The organism is Streptomyces sp. S.PNR 29, from assembly GCF_030386795.1.
Taxonomy (GTDB): domain Bacteria; phylum Actinomycetota; class Actinomycetes; order Streptomycetales; family Streptomycetaceae; genus Streptomyces.
On the sequence record NZ_JANUQM010000005.1, the window covers coordinates 248,031 to 268,246 of the forward strand.

At 69.4% G+C, this 20,216-nt stretch carries 13 protein-coding genes; 8 read left to right on the plus strand and 5 right to left on the minus strand.

All coding sequences use genetic code 11. The features are described 5' to 3' along the window. Positions 1-152 precede the first annotated feature (152 nt). The 7 genes from NW895_RS16115 to NW895_RS16145 all read left to right on the plus strand — a co-directional run bounded on the left by NW895_RS16115 (position 153) and on the right by NW895_RS16145 (position 9,824). Positions 153-1,115 (plus strand): MoxR family ATPase, encoded by a 963-nt coding sequence (locus NW895_RS16115; protein ID WP_289936226.1) that lies wholly within the window; start codon positions 153-155, stop codon positions 1,113-1,115. A gap of 1 nt (position 1,116) precedes the next feature. Next, positions 1,117-2,148: a hypothetical protein gene (locus tag NW895_RS16120; RefSeq protein ID WP_289936227.1), complete on the plus strand. Its 1,032-nt coding sequence runs from the start codon at positions 1,117-1,119 to the stop codon at positions 2,146-2,148. After that, positions 2,145-5,210: an alpha-glucosidase C-terminal domain-containing protein gene (locus tag NW895_RS16125; RefSeq protein WP_289936228.1), complete on the plus strand. Its 3,066-nt coding sequence runs from the start codon at positions 2,145-2,147 to the stop codon at positions 5,208-5,210. The genes NW895_RS16120 and NW895_RS16125 overlap by 4 nt, the downstream gene beginning before the upstream one ends. A gap of 21 nt (positions 5,211-5,231) precedes the next feature. Continuing rightward, positions 5,232-6,869, plus strand: a complete 1,638-nt coding sequence (locus tag NW895_RS16130; protein ID WP_289936229.1) for an alpha-amylase family glycosyl hydrolase — start codon at positions 5,232-5,234, stop codon at positions 6,867-6,869. Further along, complete coding sequence (locus NW895_RS16135) at positions 6,866-8,098, plus strand: toll/interleukin-1 receptor domain-containing protein (protein ID WP_289936230.1); 1,233 nt, start codon at positions 6,866-6,868, stop codon at positions 8,096-8,098. Before NW895_RS16130 ends, NW895_RS16135 begins: the two co-directional genes overlap by 4 nt. Positions 8,099-8,167: 69 nt before the next feature. Next, complete coding sequence (locus NW895_RS16140) at positions 8,168-9,283, plus strand: hypothetical protein (protein ID WP_289936231.1); 1,116 nt, start codon at positions 8,168-8,170, stop codon at positions 9,281-9,283. Between the two features lie 205 nt (positions 9,284-9,488). Next, positions 9,489-9,824: a hypothetical protein gene (locus tag NW895_RS16145; protein WP_289936232.1), complete on the plus strand. Its 336-nt coding sequence runs from the start codon at positions 9,489-9,491 to the stop codon at positions 9,822-9,824. On the opposite strand, the gene NW895_RS16150 is transcribed toward NW895_RS16145, so the two are convergent. The 5 genes from NW895_RS16150 to NW895_RS16170 form a co-directional block, all read right to left on the minus strand. Next, positions 9,816-13,847, minus strand: coding sequence for a tetratricopeptide repeat protein (locus NW895_RS16150; protein WP_289936233.1), 4,032 nt, complete (start codon positions 13,845-13,847; stop codon positions 9,816-9,818). The two genes, NW895_RS16145 and NW895_RS16150, sit on opposite strands and share 9 nt — an antisense overlap. Further along, positions 13,844-14,812 carry a hypothetical protein gene (locus NW895_RS16155; protein ID WP_289936234.1) on the minus strand — a complete coding sequence of 323 codons (969 nt, stop codon included), beginning with the start codon at positions 14,810-14,812 and terminating at the stop codon, positions 13,844-13,846. The genes NW895_RS16150 and NW895_RS16155 overlap by 4 nt, the downstream gene beginning before the upstream one ends. Before the next feature lie 5 nt (positions 14,813-14,817). Continuing rightward, on the minus strand, positions 14,818-15,801 hold the full coding sequence (locus tag NW895_RS16160) for a MoxR family ATPase (protein ID WP_289936235.1): 984 nt from the start codon (positions 15,799-15,801) through the stop codon (positions 14,818-14,820). A 32-nt stretch (positions 15,802-15,833) separates the two neighbouring features. Next, complete coding sequence (locus NW895_RS16165; RefSeq protein WP_289936236.1) at positions 15,834-17,150, minus strand: toll/interleukin-1 receptor domain-containing protein; 1,317 nt, start codon at positions 17,148-17,150, stop codon at positions 15,834-15,836. A gap of 135 nt (positions 17,151-17,285) precedes the next feature. Next, complete coding sequence (locus NW895_RS16170; RefSeq protein ID WP_289936237.1) at positions 17,286-18,836, minus strand: MFS transporter; 1,551 nt, start codon at positions 18,834-18,836, stop codon at positions 17,286-17,288. A 277-nt stretch (positions 18,837-19,113) separates the two neighbouring features. Between NW895_RS16170 and NW895_RS16175 the strand changes: the two genes are divergently transcribed. Beyond that, positions 19,114-20,121, plus strand: coding sequence for a peptidase (locus NW895_RS16175; protein WP_289936238.1), 1,008 nt, complete (start codon positions 19,114-19,116; stop codon positions 20,119-20,121). Positions 20,122-20,216: the final 95 nt, after the last annotated feature.

Genomic DNA, 20,216 nt, shown 5'->3' on the forward strand with positions numbered 1-20,216 from the left:
CGGACCTGCGGCCGTGAACGGACCCCGATACCCGATCTGCGGGTGCTGCCCAGGGGCGCTCGATACACTCGAACCGGGGGAAAGGGGCCAACCACGCCTTTCCACATGCGTGTTGCTGCCCAGCCACGGGGTCCGAGACCGGGGGAAGCCGTATGAAGTACACGAAGCTCTTCAACCCTCCCCCTCCCGGCCCGCCGCCGTCCGCGGACGACGGCCCTGCCGTGCCGGCGTCCGCGGACGACGGCCCTGCCGTGCCGGACGACTCGACGGACAGCGTCTACGTCTTCTACGACGAGGAGTTGGTCCTCGCCGTCAACGTGGCACTGGCCACGCGGCGGCCCCTGCTGGTGTTCGGGCCACCCGGCTGCGGGAAGAGCTCACTGGCCAGGAGCGCGGCCCGGGAACTCCACCGGCGGTTCTGTCCGTACGTCGTCACCGCGCGCACGGAGCCGACGGACCTGCTGTGGACCTACGACGGCCTGCGCCGCCTCCACGACGCCCAGTCACGCAGACTCAGGAAGGAGGCCGCCTACTACGCACCGGGCGTGTTGTGGGAGGCGTTCAACCTCGGACTCGCACCACAGACGCAGCCGGGCGGCAGGACGGCCGCAGCCGCACGGCCGGCCGCGGACAGGCCAGCCGTCGTCCTCATCGACGAGATCGACAAGGCGGACCCCGATGTCCCCAACAGCCTTCTGGAACCGCTCGACACCCTGAGCTTCCGGCTTCCCTTCGGGGGAACGGTGCACGCCTCCGAGAACGAGTCCCCCCTCGTGATCATCACCAGCAACAACGAACGCGACCTGCCCCGCCCCTTCCTGCGCCGCTGTGTCACCACCACCGTCAAGCCCCCGACCACGGACCAGCTCCTGCTGGTTGCGCGAGCCCATTTCGGGGAAGGCACGGACGCACTGGCCGCAGCAGTGGCATCGCACCTGCAGCGGCTGCGGAGCGAGGGGACCGCGGAGGGCGAAGGGCTGAGCACCGCCGAGTACCTCGACACGGTCCGCGCCTGTCTGAGACTGGGCGTCACCCCGGACTCCCCCCAGGTCTGGCCGCTGCTGACGCGCGTGACGCTGCTGAAGAACCGGGGCCGGCTCGGCGAAGAGCGCTGAGATGAAACGCGAGATCGGCCTGGGCGACGTCGCACGGGCCCTGGCTGTCCTCCGGCCCGAGGACCCGCGCACAGCCAGGGCGATCGCGAGGATGCTCGGCCACGACCTCGGGGCGGCCGCGGAGGAGCGCGCTCCGTTCGCCACCGTGACGCCCTCCGTCGCCTCCCGGCTTTCGTCCCCGGCGGCGGAAGCCGCCCCGCCGTCGGCACCGCAAGGGCGGCGCACTCTTCCCGACCGCCCCGCCGCGCCGGCCGAGGACGTCCCGTCGGTGCTGGAAGAGCTCACCGTCGCCGACACCCGGCACTACCCGGCATGGCTGGAGGCCCAGACCCCACTGGTACCCGGAGGCCCGCCTCCGGCGGTACGGAACGACGGCCTCGCGTACCGGGGCCACCAGGAGTCGCACGTGCCCCTGACCGTTCCCCGCTGGGCACCGGGCATCTTCCACGCCGCCTCCCAACACCCCGACGCCACACGGGAGGTGGACCTCGGCGCGGTCCTGCGCGCGATGCTGTGCGGGCGGGTACTCACACGCGTGCCGTACCGCAGACGGCTGAGCAGCCGCCTGGGGGTGCAGCTGCTGCTGGACATGGGCCCCGGCATGGCGCCCTACCAGGCCGACCGCCACTGGCTGCGCGCGCATTTCCGCCGTCTGCACAGCAGTGACCGGCTGGAGATCCTGTCCTTCTCGACCTCTCCCCTACTCGCCGGCACCGGACCGCGTCACCGCTGGGCCCCCTACCGTCCGCCCCATCCGGGAACGCCTGTGGTGGCCTTCAGCGATCTGGGACTGACGCTGGGGTCCGAGGACGGGGACGACTCCGACGGCCCGGCGGAGGCCTGGCTGCGCTTCGCCGCCATGGCGGCGCGCGGTGGGGGCCTGCCGCTCTGCCTGACGCCGTACCCGGTGACCGCCTACCCGGCCGAACTGCGCCGGAGCCTCGTCCTGATCGAGATGAGCCGGACGACGACGGCCTCGCTGCTCAGGCACGCGGTGGTCAAACGGTCCGAGCCCGGCAGGAGGCGCTGGTGAGGAACAGACACCGGGACCTCGGCGCGGACGAGAACACGACGTACGCCCGGGCCCTGCTGGCGAGGACGCGGCCCGACATCGTCCGGCTCGCGGAGGTGGTCTCGCTCGCGCTGTACGTGGAGCTCCCACTGCTGCGCACCGCCCGGCTCGTCTTCCTGCCCGGTGCCCCGGCCTCGCTGGAGGCCAACCTGTGCTTCGGCCCTCTGGTCGACTCCTTCAGCTTCGGCAGGGTCGTGCTCGACACGGATGTCGCCGAGGTGCTGCGCGAGCGGCTGGCTGAAGATCCGGACACCCTGCGACAGAGCCGGGAGATCATCGCCCGGGCGCATGACCACGCCCCCGAGACCGTGCGGCTGTGCGAACGGCTGATCCTGAGATCCGTCATGGACACGGGGGACGCGTCCCGCCCGTACACGGAACTCGGCCGGGTGCTCCGCACCATTCTCGACGAGCCCACACGTGCGGACGACCTGAGCCGCTGGGCACTGACCGTGCTGCCCGGCCTCCCCCGGTCCGTCCGGGAGTCGGAGCCCGCCCGGTTCCTGCACCAAGCGGCGGCCGCCTGTCTGGGGCTTGAGCCGCCGACCCGCCCGGGTCCTGAGGGCTCGGCCACGGTGCCTCCCCTCGGGACCACTCAGGTGGGCGTACGGCTGACACGCACCGGAGTGACGCTCGGCGTGCCGCCCGGGGAAGGGGCGCACACCTGGCAGGTGGCCCAGCCGCTGCCGCTGAGCCTGCAGGTGGACATCGAAGGGGCGCGAGGCGTCCCCGTCACCGTTCGGCTGCGCCGCGCGGAAACGCACGAGGTGCCCCTGACCACGCTGCACTGGTCGGCACCCGACGAGCCGGACCAGCAGCCCCTGGGCATCGAGGGGGCCGTCGTCGCCCTGGCCGCGGACCGGTCGCTGAGCTGCTTCGCCGCGCTGTGCGCGGACGGAAGAGTGCTCATCGGCACCACCGGCGAGGACGAAGTCCGGCGGCTGGGGCGAGAGGAGGAGGAAGCTCGTGGCGGCCGGGGCCCCGGTCCGATCGTCGTCTCGCCGACGGGGGACCTGGTGGCGGTGGCCTCGGGCCCGGTCCTCGAACTCTGGGACCCCGGTTCGGGCACATCGCCGGGGCAGTGGCGGTTCGACAGCGAGGTGACCTCCCTCCGGTTCTCCGACCCTGATGCCGACCTGGTGGTGAGTACGGCCGACGGAACCGACCGGGTCATGCCCACGGCCAGTCGTGCCCCTGCGGGCAAAGCGTCCGGCCTTTTCGTCCGGGCGGCCCGCACCCAGGGAAGGCAGTCGGTGCCGGGCCCGTACGGCACGGCCACCTGGCCCCTCCCTCACGACCAGGACGGGGTCGGGTCCCCGCCCGTGCGGACGCTGCTGCCCCGGCGAGCTGCTGCTCTCCTACCGCTCTCCACCGACCCTGCGCACAGTGGCCCCGAGTTGCTCGTTCGCGCCGTCGGCGGAGGGATCTGCGTCTTCGCGGGGAACAGCACGCTCTGGCGCCTGGAATGCCGGCCCTCCGGCACCTGGTCCAGCACCGTGGCCGCAGTACTGCCGGGCACCGTGAGCGCCCTGGCTGCCGACCCGGAGGCACGCCGGGTGCTGGTCGCCGTCACCGGCGGGCCCGTACAACTGACGGCCCCTGGCGGACAGCGGGCACGCCTGGCCCCGGTGGACCGGCCAGGCAGATCACCGCAGCCGACCTGGTGGGAGACGGCCGTGTTCTACCGCGTCTGGCTGCCGGCCTTCATGGACAGCGACGGCGACGGGATCGGAGACCTGGACGGTCTGGTCGCCAAGCTGGACTTCCTCCAGTGGCTCGGCATCGACTGCGTACTGCTCGCCTTCCCCGAGGCGCTCGTCGCCGACGCACCCGAGACGCCGGCGTACTTCCCGATGTTCGGTACCTCCGTACCGGTCGATCGGCTGGAGCACGTGGCAGCACAGTGTCACGCGCGCTCCCTGCGACTCGTCGTGGAAACGCCCCTGAGCTGGACCTCGGCGCAACAGCGTCGTCATCTCCCGACGGCCCTGGAGGGACTGCTGCACCTGGGCCTGGACGGTCTGTGCCTGGACAGCACCACTGATCCGGAGGCCTGGCGGCTGGCCGACGAGCTGCGTGCTCGGATGACGCGGCATCACCCCGACCACGTGCTCGTCGTCCGGCCACTGCCGGACGCGCCGGGGGAAGCACCGGAGCCGGAAAGCCGTCGCCCCGGCGGCGGCCCCTACCACCTGACGCTGTCGACGGCCCTGCCGGCGACCGTGCTCACCGCCCTGGAGCGGGATTCCCGTCACCCGCTGCAGGAACTCCTGGAGAACCGTCGCCCGGGCACGCCCACGCCGTCGGCGTTCTTCCTGCGCGACCAGTTCGACCTGGACCTGGTGCACACATCCGCCGACCTGCGCGACCGTCTCCTGACCCGCAACCCGGAGCACGGACGTACAGCCCTCCGGCGCAGGCTGGCACCCCTGCTGGACTACGACCGCGGCCGGATGGAACTGCTGACGACCCTGCTCCTGAGCCTGCCCGGGCCCCCCGTGCTGTACTACGGGGACGAGATCGGCATGGGCGACGACCTCCGGCTCGGGGAGAACGCCGTGCGCACACCGATGCAGTGGACCCCGGACCTCAACGGCGGCTTCTCGCCTGCCGCCCCTGGCCGGACCGTCCTCCCTTCGGTCACGGACGGGCTGTACGGTCATCAGGTCACCAACGTCGATACGCAGATGTCGTCGTCCGCCTCCTTCCTGCTCTGGACCCGGCGCATGCTGGAGGTCCGCAGGCACAGCCCAGCCCTCAGGCGCGGCACGGGCATGACCCTGTGCCCCTCCTCGAACCCCGCGGTCCTCGCCTTCCTCCGGCAGCACGAGGACGAGTCCGCGATCTGCGTGTTCAATTTCTCCCGCTTCCCGCAGCCCTCGGAGTTCGAGCTGCGGGACCTCATCGGGCTGACGCCGACCGAGATGACGGGCGGTGTCCCGTTTCCGGCCATCGGGGAACTGCCGTACCTGATCACCCTGGCGGGACACCAATCGCTGTGGCTACGGGTGCGCCGCACGTGACCAGCAAGGAGCGATACCACCGTGATCGTCAACCAGCCCGTCCCGGAGGACCTCCCGAACACCCCCGCGGTGCAGGACCCGGAGTGGTACCGGCGCGCCGTCTTCTACGTGGTCCTCGTCAGTTCCTTCCAGGACAGCAACGGTGACGGGATCGGTGATCTGAAAGGCGTCACGGCGAAGCTGGACTACCTGCAGTGGCTCGGCATCGACTGCCTCTTGCTGTCTCCCGTCTTCCCCTCCCCCTGGCGCGACGGCGGCTACGACGTCTCCGATTACACCGGCGTCCATCCCGCCCTCGGTGACCTGGCCGACGTGGTCGAGTTGGTGGATGCCGCCCACCAACGGGGAATCCGTGTCTGTCTGGACGTCGCCCTCACCCACACCAGCGACCAGCACCCGTGGTTCGAAGAGTCCAGCACAGACCCCGACGGCCCCTACGGCGACTACTACAACTGGTACGACGACGACGGCCAGGACCGTGTGTTCTCCCCCTCACGCCGGCAGTACTACGCCCACGGCCGCCACACTCACGAACCGTCCCTGAATCTGGAGAACCCGGCCGTCCACGAGAAGCTGGTCTCCGCCCTGCGCTTCTGGCTCGGCCTCGGCTTGGACGCCGTCCGGGTGACCTCCCTGCCCCGCTCCGGCGACGAGTACCGTCTCGCGCGCTGCCACCTGCTCCTCAGGACGATCCGTTCCGTCATCGACGCCGAACACCACGGCGCGGTCCTCCTGGCAGAGGCCGACGAGTGGCTGCCCGACCTCGCGAGGTACTTCGGGGCCCCTGCCGAGGGCGAGCGCGAGTGCCACATGGTCTGTCACCAGCCCCTCGCACCGCAGGCCTTCCTTTCCATACGGCAGGAGTCACGGCATCCGGTGTCGGAGACCCTGGCCACCACACCGACCATCCCGCCCGATTGCCAGTGGGGCCTCTTCCTGCGCAACCGGGACGAGCTCGCCCTCGACAGGCTCACGCACGAAGAGCGCGCGTACCTGTACGCCGAGTACGCCCCGGACCCGCGGATGACCGACGGTCTCACCGGAATCCGCCGCCGGCTGGCGCCACTGCTGCAGAGCGACCCGAAGCAGGTGCAGCTGCTCACCTCCTTGCTGCTGTCCCTTCCGGGCTCGCCGATCCTCTACTACGGGGACGAGATCGGCATGGGCGACAACATCTGGCTGGGCGACCGGGACGCGGTGCGCACACCCATGCAGTGGGCCGCGGACCGCAACGCCGGCTTCTCGTCCTGCGACCCCCGCCAGTTGTTCCTGCCCGTCGTCGCCGATCCCCTCCATGGCTGGCGGGCCACCAGCGTCGAGGCACAGATGTCCCTGCCGACCTCCCTCCTGCACGGGCTCGGACGGTTGATCGACCTACGCCGACGGCATCCCGCCTTCGCCCTCGGCAGCTACACGGAAGTGGATTCCTCCAACCCGTCCGTCCTGGCCTATGTCCGCGAGCACGGCAGCGACATGATCCTGTGCGTCGTCAACTTCTCGCGGTTCTTCCAGCCGGTCGATCTGGACCTCCGGCATCTGATCGGCCGGTCTCCCTTCGAGCTCACCGGCGGGGTCCGCTTCCCCGCAGTCGGCGAGCTGCCGTACCTCCTCACGCTCGGCGGGCACGGCTTCTACTGGATACAGCTGCGGGCGTCATGACCACGGCCAGGGATGAGGAGCGACCGAAGCCGCTGATCTTCTTCAGCCACAGTGCCGAGAGCGAGGCGGACTTCGCGACGCTGTCGTCCATCAAGGCCACTCTCGTCGACGCGGGTTTCGACGTCTTCGTGGCGAGCGAGGACATCCGGAAGGGCGAGGAGTGGCGCCCGGAGATCCAGCGCAAGCTGATGCGCTGTCACGGATGCCTGGTCCTGCTGTCCCGGCCTGCTCTGAAGGCGCCCTGGGTCTTCCTGGAAGTCGGCGTCGTGATGGCGAGACGGGCCGACTCACAGGGCGCAATGCCGGTCCAGGCACTCCTCATGGAGGACGTCCGGGCCGGTGAGGTCATGGAGAGCAAGCTCCGGCACACTGGTCTGCCGAGCCTGCAGTACGACTTCCTGTCGGCGGACTGCGAGCTTCCCGGTCCCGTCCTCACCCAGCTCAGGGCTCTGCACGAGGAGTACGGCTACCACCCTTACGCGGCGTTGGAGGGCCGCTTCGCGGACGGCCTGAGCCTCCTCACGGACGGCAGTCTCCGCGTCGCCGCCAAGGCCCTCCCCGTCGATGTGGCACCGCACGCGGAGCGGCACCTGCCGAGGCAGATCGCCCGGGCGCTCATCACGGCCGAGCACAACCGGATGCGCGCCTTCCTGGAGCAGGTCGGCGCGCAGCTCGGCCAGAAATTCCGGAAGGACGCCATCGACGTCAGCACGGCATGGACGTCGATCCCGGAGGAGGCCGCGGCCCAGGTACTGGCCGTCAGCGGTTCCGCCTCCCGTTGCAGCGCCGCTCTGCCGGTGGAGAAGATCCGGACGGCGAAGCTCTACGTACGACGGGCCTGTCTCACTCCCCGGGTGTGGTGTACGTACGACATCGCACCCATGGAACCGGAGGACTGGGGAACGCGGCTGCGCCGGGAGGTCCGACGGACGTTGTCGGAGGAGCACTTCCGCGTGGACGACGGGGAACTGAGTGACGACGAGCTCAGAGAGGCCCTCGCGGAGCGCGGCGGAGACAGCCCCATCGTCTTCCTCCTGCGAGGGGTCGTCGACAGAGACCTCGTGGGACAACTGACCTCGGACTGGCCCGGTGTTCTCTTCCTGCACGTGGACACCAACGTCATGGGCGCGGACGGGGAGCCTCTCTACGAGCTGCTGGCCCCGCCCCCGACGCTCCCGGAAGGGAGGCTGCTGCTCCGGCTCGGAGATCTCAACAGCACCTACCTCTGACGTCGACCGAACCGGCGCAGTTCTGAAGATTCCCGGTCGCGGGAAATATGCCTGTGCCTAAACTGCCCCATGTCCTCAAGTCGCCCCGCACGACCGTTGATTGCCATTGTTGGCAGTGTCGACGCGACCCGCACCATCGTGCCCCCGCTGAAAGCCGTCGACGAGGCGTCGGATGCCTGCCGCCGGCTGGGACAGGAACTGGCACGGGCCAACTGTGACGTGGCGGTCTTCTCCAGCAAACCGAAGTACGTGGAAGCGGACGTGGTCCGGGGATACGCGGAGGGATGCAGCGCGGACAACCCGGGCCGGGTCGCCGCGTTCCCGCCTCGTCACCGGGACGTGGACTTCGCCCTGCCGGAGGGCAGTCATGTCACGGTGGACGTGGTGCGGGACACCAGCGGCGAATGGGAAGTCGCTTACTACCGGACCCTCTTGAAATGCGACGGTGTGCTGCTCGTGGGCGGCGGCCAGTCCACGCGCGTGGCGGGGATCATCGCCCTTGCACAACGGATTCCGGTGCTCCCGGTGGCCGCGTTCGGTGGTGGAGCGAGCCAGGTGTGGGTGAACCTGGACAAGGTCAGGAACGACACCGACGATGCCGATATCGCGCTCCTCGGCGGGAACTGGGCGGTGGACACGGCGCCGCGGCTGGTGGAATGCCTGCGCAGGCAGTTGCAACGGCGCGACGCGCAGACACGGGAGGAAGAGCAGCAGAGGCGTTCGGCGGCATGGGCGTCCGCGGCCGGGTGGCTGGTCGCCGTGTTGTGCATGTGCGCATCCGTGGCGGGCCTGGTCACGGCCGGCTCGCCGAGGGAGGCGGACCCGCACAATCTCTCCGTACTCGTCGGTGCGCCGCTGCTGGCCGCCGTCGCGGGCGCGGTCATCCGGAACTCGTTCGAGACCGAGTCCCGTTGGACACGTGCCTGTATTCGCGGTTTGGGAGCCGGTCTGGTTACGGTTTTGTTGTACGTCGCCTCTCAGTTGCTGAGTGTCCCTACCCTGATGGAGCGACTGGATGTCCGGCGGTTGCTGTTCATCACCATTCCGCTGGGTTTCACGGCCGGCTTCACGTTCGACTTGGTTTTCGAGCGTCTGAGGTCGGGGGCGGCAGGGGGCGCGCCTCCGGGTTCGGATCTGTTGTCGACGTCTGCTCCATCCGTGGGACAAGGGCAGCCAGGCGGATGACAGCCCGGCGCTTCAGGCTTCCGCAGTCGTTGTGACGGGTACGAACAACGCAATCGATGCCGGTTGCACGGCCCCGGCATCCTGCGGCTGGTGGACAAGGGGGGACCCAGTGGGCGCGGTACATGTGTCGGCGGCACTACTGGTGAAGGTGGCTTTGGAGGCCACTGGTTCGGGAGCTGCGCTGTGGCGCAAGCTTGAGTCGCTCGTGAGCGGTATGGGGGGATCCGGCGCCCTCGCCGGCCCGGATGCTCGGAGGCTGAGCGTCCTCGCGGACGCGCCGTACAGCGTGGAGGCGGCCCAGACTCTGTTCACCGAGCTGGCAGAGCGGGCGCGGCGGGACGACGGGTTTCGGGCGGCGCTGGAGGCCTGGGCGAACCAGGCGGCGGGACACCTCACCTACGAGTCACGCGGAAGCGTTCCCACAGGCTTGCTGAGGGTGTCCGCAGTGCAGGAGCGTCCCGCGGTCGAGGCGCATTACTCCATCTCGGGCGGCGCCGAGGACGGCCCCAGTCAGTCGTCGGGTGCCTTCGCCTCATGCTGAGGGGCGGCGGACCAGGTGAGCCGCGGCGCGGAGCGCCGCCTCGGCCCGGGTGTGATCGTCGGCGGCGGTCAGCAGGTGGCTCACCCGCAGAAGGTCATGGGTGAGGGCGTCGATCTCGTCGCGCAGATCGTTCTCCAGATGGGCCTGAGCGACCATCGCGTCGGCCGGGGCCGGTGAGTCGACCGCTCCGCGGTGTGTGTACGTCTGCTCGATGCCGAGTTGCTGATAGAGCTCCGCGCTGCCGGACAACGCCACGAGCGCGGAGGGAAGGTCGCCGTGCCGTTCGCATGCGTTGCCGAGACGGTGCAGCGCCTGGGCCTGACCCTGCTGGTCGCCCAACGCCTCGAAGTGCGCTCCGGCGTTGCGCAGGGCCGGGATCGCTTCTGTGTAACGGCCCATGTCGAGCAGGATCGTGCCGACGTTCCGCAGGGAAATGGCCGCCTCCTGGTCGTTCTGGCCTCGCTCGTACAGAGTGCGCGCCGACAGCATCTGTTCCAGCGCCTCCTCGTGACGACCGAGCCTGTGCAGGGCGAGGCCGAAGTCGGTGCAGGCATGCGCCTCGGCGATGGGGTCACCCAGTGCCGTGAACAGCTGGCGGGCGGTCATGAAGTGGTGGTGTGCCTCCTCCGGGCGCTGGGTTTGGAGGAAGAGCGCGCCGAGTTCCCGGTGCAGGCGAGCCTCGGTGACCTGGTCCCCCAGCTGATCGAACAGGCGGGCCGCGAGTTGGAGCCGTTCGGCTGCTTCCTCGGTGCGTCCCAGGGCCTTGAGCACCTCCGCCAGGTTGTGCAGGAGGGCACCCTCCTCCGCAGGGGGAAGCGAATACTGGGCGGCAAGTTGTTCCGCCTGCTGCAGGGTCTGCAGCGCCTGATCGGTCCGCTCCGCCTGGTGCAGGGCGGCCCCCAGGTTGCACAACAGGGAGATGAGGGCCACGGGGCGTTCGCGGCGGTGTTCCGAAAGGGCGTCCGTCAGCAGGGTGATGGCCTCCCTGGTGTGTTCGGTCTCCAGGAGAACCGCCCCGAGGTTGCTCAGCAGACGTAGGTACTCGGTTCGTTGGTGCTCGGCGTCCAGCAGCTCCGCCGCGGTGTCCATGATGGAGCGGGCCGTGTGGAAGTCACCGGTGGCGGCACTGCTCACCGCCAGGTTGTTCAGCGCGGCTGCCGCGGCGGCACGGTCGCCGCTCTCCCTCGCCCATTCATAGACACGCTTCATGAGCTGCAGCAGTGGGGTGAACTCCTTCTGGTGGAAGAGGAAGGAGGCGAGGCGGAGAGCGATGGCGGCACCTTCTTCGTCCCACCCCCGCTCGAAACACTGATTGCTCAGCGCTATCAGGTTTCCGTGCTCTTCCTGCAGCCATGTGATCGCCTTGTCGTGCTCGCCTGCGGCCGTTCCACCGCGTTGGTGGGAGAGGTTTTTGCGGAACGCCCGATCCGCCGCGAATGCGGCGGCGTGCTGCGCCTCGATAACCCGGCGCAGAGCCTCGTCTGCTTCCTGCCTGGTCATGTGCTGATCGGCGATGGTCCGGCCGTAGGTCTGCAGGATGGGATGCATGGCCCAACGGCCGGGCTGGTCCAGCTCGCTGATCAGGTGGTGCCGAGCGAGGCTGTCCAGCAGTCCCACCACGCTGTTGCGCTCGCCCAAGAGAATCCGGGCCAGAGCGCTCGTGAAGCTGGTACCGGGCAACAGGGCCAGGAGGCAGAAGGCCCTGCGTTCTGTGGGGGTTGCTCCGAGGAAGGTCAGCTCCAGAGCCCGCGCCACGGGGCGCTCGCCCCTGTGCTGCAGTTCGAGGGCTGAGGAGAGGCGCAGCATGACCTCCAGGTCGGCCACGCTCCGGTGCGGATCGGCGGTCAGCCATGCTGCCGCGGTCGCCAACGCCAGGGGGAAGTGACCACACAGGGCCACAACGCTCTGGGTCGCTTCCGGTTGGGACTGCAGACGGTGGTCGTCCGGGTCCCGCTGTTTCAGGAAGAACTCCAGCACTTGCACGGCGTCCGCCTCGGGCAGGGGTCCGAGTTCGACCACCGTCGCACCGGTCAGGCTCAGGGATTTGCGGGAGGTGGCCAGTATGGCCAGGCCGGCCGGCGCGATGGCGAGGACGTCCAGCAGCTGTTCCTGCGTCACGTCGTCGAGGACGAGCAGGATCCGGCGGCTCGGGCCCGACAGCAGCATGAGCTGGGCCGCGCAGAGGAGACGTGCGTGGTCCTCGTCCCAGCGCTGAGGCCTTGCCTCTCCCAGTGCCCGGAGCAGCGCGGCCCACGGAGGTCCTTCCGTGCCCACGGTCACCATCAGCACTCCGCCGGCGAACCACCCCCGCTCACGCGCCAGATGCGCCGCCTGAACCGCCGTGACCGTCTTGCCCGCTCCTGGCACTCCGGTGATCACGCTGAGCAGCAGCACCGCTTGCTCGGGAATGAGCCCGTGGGCAATCGACTCCAGATCGCTGCGCCGGCCTGCAAGGGCGGGCAGGGCAGGCGGCAGCGTTCCGGTTGGGTACAGACGGGGATACGGTGAGTCCCTCTCGTTCGCTGAGGTCGTCAGCTCGAATGCCAGGGCCTGCCGCAGGAGCAAGGTGGCCGACGGCCCCAGTCGGGACGCCGCTGTGTCTGCCGCGGCGGCCGTGGCCATGATGAGCACGGGTTGCCGGCCGGCGTCGTCGAGCAGGTCCAGCAGGGCGTCGGCCAGCTGCTCCCCGTTGTACGTGTCCGCCAGGGCCCGGTCGATGTCATCGAGCCACAGGACTGTCTGGGAGCCGATGCCGTCCTCGGCCAGGGCCTGCAGGACCGTGTGGTTGCGGTCGATGGGCGGCGGCGACCAGATCCACCAGGTGGGCAGGGTGTCCCGTACAGCCTCCCATGCGGCTCGGGTCCGTCCGCTTCCGGGAGCACCCCGGACCAGCACGATCTCGCTCTGGGAGGGCAGAGTGATCGCGCTGCGCAGGGCTCCGTCGATGTGGGTGGGCCGGTAGGGGTTCAACGGAGGCAGGAGCAGACCGGTCTGTTTGATGTCACGCAGACCTGGTGCGATGCCGAAGTGGGGGTAGTCGCGATCGTGCAGGTCATCGATGGGCTGACCCAGCAGGCGTGCTCTGGCCAGACGTCCGGAGGGAGGCCGGCTGATCACCTCCGACCCGCCAGGAGCCCCGACGCGGTACACCAGGCCGCGCGCCGTCCGCACGTACATGGGAACGTGGGCGGCTTCCGCGGCGGTGAATCCGCCGCGTGGGACCCTTACTTCCGCGGCGTTCTCCCAGTCGTCCAGGTCATGAGCCAGTTGCAGGATCCGCGGCTGGGTGTCCGGGACGAGGATGCCGTCGGCGGGCCAGGTGGAATCGCCGAACGCTATGACGTTGCCGTCGTGGCGGACGGGCAGGACGACGTCCTGGACGTCCGGAGAGACAGTCGACTGCTCGGCCGCCGAGATGAAGAGCTGATGCGAGGGCGGGCCGAGCAGTTCGTTCAGGTCCAGTGCCGTGGACGTCTGGCGGACGCGCCGGGGCAGGCGTTCCCACGCGTGGGCGAACCACCGGCGCAGCCCGTCCCGTCGACGCGGATCCTCCACGGCGGCGCGCAGCACGGACTGCAGCAGCCTGTCGACGTCCGCCGTGTGCGGTGGGTCGATGCCCGCTTCGGCTGTCAGCGCCGCCCACGTCACGCGCTCCTCCACGGCCAGGATGGGAGGAAGATGGTGGTGTGCCTGTTCGATGACCCATCCGGCTCTCCGGATCGGATCGGTGGGAGAGCTCCGGGCGAGTTCGTCGACGAGGAGGGCGCGGGCCTGATGCAGCACGGGGCGGCGCAGCGCCATGTACTGCCTGGCACGATGAGCCGCCCAAGGGCCGAACCACAGCCCGGACTCCGCCCCCACGTCCAGGGTGGGCCGCACCTGGAGACGCATCGCCCGGATGAGTTCGGGCTCGATACGCACAGCGGACGCGAGGGCCACCGCGAGGGAACGCGCCGTCTCCGGCAGGTCGTCGATGGACGGATCCCTGCGCAGCGGATGGTTCCTCAGGCGGGTGCGGGTCATGCCAGCCTCGTGTACGCGGTGGCCGCCGTGGTCGTCCGGTCCCAGGTGAGGACCGGCATCAGGGTGCGCAGCCACTGCGGCTGGAGACTCTGCGGCAGCGGCGTCAGGGCGACGGGCAGGCAGCCAGCGCGGTGGAGCATCGTCACCACCTTCTGCCAGGTGCCGGGATCAGCACCGGTTCGGGACCGCGGGATGCGGTGCCGCCCGAAGTCGCTGAGCACCAGCACGCGCGTGCCCAAGGGAGGCGCCGTGTACGGTTTCCACGTCCAGCCCGCGCCGCTTCCGTTGTACATCGGGTCGTCGGCGAAGTACCGGACGTCGCAGGCGTGCCGACCGGCCACGGCGGCGATCCGGTTGAGCAGTTCCTCCTCGTCACGCAGGAACAACTCCATGCCGTCCCCGATGTCGACGAGCACCTGCACCCCGAATCGCAGGGTGCGCACGGGGTGGCGCGGCAGGTAGCTCACGTACTGGCCGCTGGTCAGGATGGTCAGGGTCCGTTCCACGTCGATGGGCCCCTCGTAGACCCTGCGCGACAGCAACTGGCGGAGAATCGCCGGCTCGGACCGGGGAGGCAGCAGCGACTGGTAGACGCCGCGGGTGACGGTACGGCGTGCGGGTGTTTCGGCGAGCACGGGCTCGGTCCACGCACGCTGGACGGCCAGTTCCGTGCCGAGCGGGACGAGGAGGGACATGGGGGGCGCCGGTTCGCGCCGCGCCCGGGTGTTCTGCTGGTCCGGCCGTTGACGAGGGGGCGGCTGACTGTGGGGTTCTGCGCGGGAGGCCACTTCTGCGGCCGCCGTGCCCTGCTTCACGCGGTTTCTGGTCTGAGCCGGGCTTGTCTGCCGCAGGCTCAGCATGGCCGCGACCTTATGCAGGGCGGCGGCGTCCAGGGACGGCAGGGCGGTCATGGCGCGTGCCATGTCACCGATCCAGTTCTCGCCCTCCGGGAACTTCTTCGCCATCCGGCTCAGCCCTTCATGTGCTGGGGCTTGACGAGGGTGAGGTGACGCAGCTTGTCCCACCGGTCGTCGTCCCCTCCGACCCGGATGCCGAGGGCGCGGCAGGCCCACAGCGCGTCGAGGTACTCCGCGGTGCTGGGGGGGCGGATCCCGTCCCGCATGGCCGTGGCCCGCACTTCCAGCAGTTCCTCGGCGAGGGCCTGGGCCAGGGCGACGTCTTTCGCCACCGCGCGCCGCAGACGCGCCCGGAGGTGCGCTTTGGCGATCTTGACGAGATCGTCCACCGCTTCGGGTTCGGGAGCGCTCGCGATGACACAGCGGCGAAGGAACGCCTGGGGCAACTCCCTTTCCTCGTTCGTCGTGATGATGACCAGGTGGCGCGAGAACGGCCTTCTCGGTTGCGGCCGCTTGGGCGGTTCGACGTCGACCCGCCTGCCGGTCTCCGTGACGGTGAAACCGTTCGAGGCAAGGGGGACGAGCAGTCCGTTGGGAACGTCCGGGTCGGCTTTGTCGATCTCGTCGATCAGCACGACCGCGTGGTCGTGGTCGCGGCCCTGGTTCCACCGCTCGTCGCGGGGGTCGCCGCCGTCCACTCCGCCGGCGCGACGGTTGCCGCGCACAGTGCGGGCCTGGTCGACGACGTCCGCCGCCGATGTCGGAGCGAAGGCCCACCACAGCGGACCGGGCTCGACGTAGATGTTCTCGTCGACCTTTTCCGCTTCCTGCTGTGTGTACCGTGCCATCTGCGCGTCAGCCAGGCGGCGAACGCCGTCGAAGGTCCACAGGAGATCCGTCGCCCGAGTCTGCGAGGTCACGACGTACTCGTAATAGCGCCAGTTCGCCTTGCGGGCGACATAAGGAGCGAGCGACGACTTTCCCGAGCCGGGATTACCACGCAGCAACAGCGGCCTGCCGGTCGCCTTCGCCACCTCGACGGCCAGCTTCAGGTCGGGCGGCATCACATAGACCAGACCGTCTCGGCGATCCGGCATGTCGGACACGTTCGTCTCGGCCACTTCGGCATTCATGCACACTGCTCCAGGAGTTCATCGATCGACTTCACCATGGTGAACGCCGCGGCCTGCGTGGCTTCGTCGGGCGCGGGAGTGACGCGTATCGCGTCGGTCAGTCCGTTCGCTTCGAGCTCCTTGGGATCCGGTAAGCCCTCAGGAGTGAGAATCACAAAGCCGAGCCAGGGCCAGCGTGCCTGCAGTCTTCTGGCCACCTCGGATATCACGTCCAGTGCGTAATCCTCCCGGCTGACCACCAGGTACTGGGTCACGCGCTCGTCATGGCGGACCGTTTTGAGTTCCTTGTCCCACGGAGGTGCCCGGAACACTCCGGCAAGGCTGCTCAGACAGGCGTCGTACAGCCAGTCGGCCAGGGACTCGTCGCTGAGCGCCAGGTCGGGCTCGTCCTCCAGGGCAGCGCCGCGCCAGCTCATGGGTTTCACGAACAAGGCGCGCTGCACGTGGTGATCAGCCATCCAGGCGTCGTACGCCGGAAAAATGATCACCCGCCCTCGGGGGCCCTCCTGGGTCTGCTCGGGCAGGAAGCACCGCGCCGCGTCGGCGTCCACCCAGCCGGGCTTCAACTGTTCGGCGAGCTGCTTGAGCGAGGAGGTGCGCAGGGCGGGTTGCAGCTCCGCCAGCGCCTGGGCGAGAACGACGCCCTGACTCGCTGCCGCGAGCAGCCGGAACGCAAGGAGGAGGTGGGACCCTATGCGTGCCGCGATCTGCTGCAGATCGCCGCCTTGCAGGCCGAGCCGCTCCGCGGTCTTCACGACACGCTTGTGACTCCGCTCGCTGGCGGAATCGATGTAGTCGGCGATCCGGTCAGCCCACTCGAAAACGTATTCGTCGCTGCTCACGTGCCCGACGTGCGCGAATTCGCGGAGCAACCACTCCACGACCTCCTGGACGGTGGCGGCCTGGCCCGGCCGCGGGTTCGGGTTCTCCGCACGGTCATGGATCTTGGTCTGCAGGCGGAGCAGCGGGCCGTACCCCTTCGACCTGGCTTCCCTGGTCCCGGCCCCGCCCAACAGAGCCGGCAGTACGTGCGGCAGACTCCTCATGACATGGCGTGCCATGAGTATCTCGGTCTCGCGGCGCACCCACTCGGAGTCCGCGACCGTGTGCGGACCGAGCAGGACCACAGCGGCATCGCAGCGGAAGAGTTCCATATAGAGCTGCTCTGCCCATACGTCCCCCGAGCGAAGGCTCTTCACGTCGACGAACACCTCGTAGCCACGGTGCTCCAGCTCGGGTACCAGCAGCTCCAGGGCTTCTTCGACACACTCGTCCTTGCCCGCCCCGTGGCTGATGAAGACCTTTAAACCCACAGCCCCCCGCTTCACGTCCCCCTCGCAGGCACATATCGCCTGCCCGCACCGGGATTGTGACGTCTCGTCACCCCTCCGCGCAGCGCTTTCGGCAAATGCCTCTCACGCGACGGGCGTTCGTTTCGCCGAAGTGCTTCAGACCGGGCCGGCCCCCGTCCCGCCCTTGAGACGCTCCAGGTCGGACGGGCGGACCTGGATGACCAGGACGGCGATCAGCGCGGCGACGACTGTGAAGATCGCCGCCATGACGAACGCGGCCGAGACCCCGGCCGTGAGGACCTCGTCGCCCCAGGGCGGTGGGAGCTGATCGGTGCGCTTGAAGCTGAGGCGCTCGGCCGGGGTCGCCTGTGCCAGGAAGTCCGGAACCTGTTTCTCCCTCTCGTTGTTGCTTGCCGTGCCGAACATCGTGACGAGGATGGACAGCCCGAGGGAGCCGCCGACCTGTTGGGTGGCGTTGAGCAGTCCGGAGGCCGCACCGGTCTCCGGGACGGGCACGTTGGAGAGCGCCATCAGCGTCAGCGAGACGAACTCCATGCCCATGCCCAAGCTGAAGACGAGCATCGGGCCGAGGACGCTGCCCGCGTAGGTGGAGTGCACATCGGTCAGGGTCAGCCAGGCCAGGCCGGACGCCGCGAGGATCGCGCCCAGCACCATGAAGGGCTTGGGGCCGTACACCGGCAGGAACCGCGAGGCCAGCCCGGCGCCGGTCGCGATCAGGGCGCTCACCGGCAGGAAGGCGAGCCCGGCCTGCAGCGGGCTGAAGTCCAGCACGTTCTGCACGAAGAGCGTGAGGAAGAAGAACATGCCGAAGATCGCGGCGGCGAGGCACAACATAATGCCGTAGGTGCCCGCGCGGTTACGGTCGGCGAACATGTGCAGCGGAGTGATCGGCTGTCTGGAGCGCCTCTCGACCAGGACGAACGTGGCGAGGACGACGGCGGCCGCGGCGAACGAGGCCAGCGTGAGCCCGTCCCGCCAGCCGTCCTGCGCGGCCCTGATGAAGCCGTACACCAGCAGCACCATGCCCACGGTGGAGGTCAACGCGCCGGTGATGTCGAAGTGGCCCGGGTGGCGTTCGGACTCCCTGATCCAGCGGGGCGCGGCCAGGGCGATGAGCAGTCCGATCGGGACGTTGACGAAGAGCACCCACCGCCAGTTCAGCCACTCGACGAGGATGCCGCCCGCGAGCAGCCCGATCGCACCCCCGCCCGCGGAGACCGCGGCGAAGACCCCGAAGGCCCGGTTGCGTTCGGGGCCCTCGCGGAAGGTCGTGCTGATCAGGGCGAGAGCTGTGGGGGAGGCGATGGCGCCGCCGACGCCCTGGAGGGCGCGTGCGGCGAGGAGTTGGCCGGAGTTCTGGGCGAACCCGCCGAGCAGGGAAGCAAGCGCGAAGAGCAGTACCCCGAAGATGAAGACCCGCCGTCTGCCGAGGATGTCGCCGGTCCGGCCGCCGAGCAGCAACAGGCCCCCGAAGGTGAGCGTGTAGGCGTTGACCACCCAGGACAGGCTGGTGGTGGAGAAGTCCAGGGAGCGCTGGATGTGCGGCAGCGCGATGTTCACGATGGTGATGTCCAGCACCACCATCAGCTGGCACGACGCGATGACCAGTAGCGCCATCGCGTTTCCGCCGCCGGTTTCCCTGGCGGCGGTCTGTTGTGCGGAGGTCGGCTGCGGGCTGCTGCTCATGACGTGTCGCGCTCTCGGAAGGGGGCGAGCCCTCGCGAGGGGTCAGTGAACGCTTGCGTCCACTGCGGTATCCACCGTTCGACCGTACGCCCGTGTCCTGGCCGTCACCACTCGATCAACGACGGGGAAGATCCGTGCATTTTTGGACCAGGACTGACGTGTACCTGTCCAAGTACGCCGCCGGATGGCACCCTGCCTCCTGACCGCACGCAGCACCACCCTGCCGGCTCGGGCGGATGGCTCCCACCGCCCATCCCTCATCGCAGAAGGAGACCGCGTGAAAGGCAGCCTCCCCCGGCTTCGCACATCCGGCGGCATACGCGTCCGCCGCACCGTACTCGGCGCTCTGGCGGGCGCGGCCGCGCTGCTGGGCACCAGCGTCGTCGTAGCTCCGGCGAGCACCGCCGGTCCGGAACCGGGAGCGGTGGCGCTCTCGGCCCAGGAACGCGCCCGTGACTTCTGGACCCCGCAGCGGATGCGTCAGGCCACACCGCTCGACGTGCTGTCCGTCGACCGCTCCGACGTGACGGCGTCGGCTCCTCGTCAGGGCGAGAAGACCGTCGTCTCGCCCAGCGCGCCGGCCTCCGCCGTCGGCCCCCTCGCCTTTCCCCAGGGCGGCGGGCCCTGGAGCGGGGGCGGAGCAGTGGTGCGGACCGCGGGGCGGGTGTTCTTCAGCTACCAGGGCCGCACCGCCTCCTGCTCCGGCAACGCCGTCACCAGCGCCAACAAGAGCACCGTGATCACCGCTGGACACTGCGTGAAGCTGGAGGGCTCCTGGCACACCAACTGGGTGTTCGTCCCCGGCTACCACGACGGACAGGCGCCGTACGGCACCTGGGCGGCGTCCAAGACCCTGTCCACGCCGCAGTGGACGGCCAGTGAGGACATCAACTACGACATCGGCGCGGCCGTGGTGGCCCCGCTGGACGGCAAGCGGCTGACCGATGTCGTCGGTGGCCAGGGCCTGGCGTTCAACACGGGCTACAACAAGGCCATGTACGCCTTCGGCTTCCCCGCCGCGGCCCCGTACGACGGCGAGAAGTTCGTCTACTGCAGCGGTACCACCTACCGGGACTTCCTCCTGTCCAGCGACCACGGCCTGACCTGCGACATGACCGGCGGTGCCAGCGGCGGGCCCTGGTTCACCCAGTTCGACGAGGCCACCGGCACGGGGCTGCAGTCCTCGGTGAACAGCTTCAAGTACAACTTCCTGCCGACCGCCATGTACGGGCCGTACTTCGGCGCGGACGCGCAGAACCTGTACCGGACGGCCCAGTCCTCCTGAGCCACCGGCCGGGCACGCGGCTTCCCGGCCGCGTGCCCCCCGCTCGAAACGCCGTTCGCGGAAATGTCCGGTCATCCGGTCCTCCTGCCCGTAGG

Excerpts from the sequence above, each read along its gene's own strand:
- NW895_RS16160 (WP_289936235.1), bottom strand. The coding sequence starts at position 15,801 with ATGCCGGATCGCCGAGACGGTCTGGTCTATGTGATGCCGCCCGACCTG.
- NW895_RS16150 (WP_289936233.1), bottom strand. The coding sequence starts at position 13,847 with ATGACCCGCACCCGCCTGAGGAACCATCCGCTGCGCAGGGATCCGTCC.
- NW895_RS16135 (WP_289936230.1), top strand. The coding sequence starts at position 6,866 with ATGACCACGGCCAGGGATGAGGAGCGACCGAAGCCGCTGATCTTCTTC.
- NW895_RS16140 (WP_289936231.1), top strand. The coding sequence starts at position 8,168 with ATGTCCTCAAGTCGCCCCGCACGACCGTTGATTGCCATTGTTGGCAGT.
- NW895_RS16170 (WP_289936237.1), bottom strand. The coding sequence starts at position 18,836 with ATGAGCAGCAGCCCGCAGCCGACCTCCGCACAACAGACCGCCGCCAGG.
- NW895_RS16115 (WP_289936226.1), top strand. The coding sequence starts at position 153 with ATGAAGTACACGAAGCTCTTCAACCCTCCCCCTCCCGGCCCGCCGCCG.
- NW895_RS16120 (WP_289936227.1), top strand. The coding sequence starts at position 1,117 with ATGAAACGCGAGATCGGCCTGGGCGACGTCGCACGGGCCCTGGCTGTC.
- NW895_RS16155 (WP_289936234.1), bottom strand. The coding sequence starts at position 14,812 with ATGGCGAAGAAGTTCCCGGAGGGCGAGAACTGGATCGGTGACATGGCA.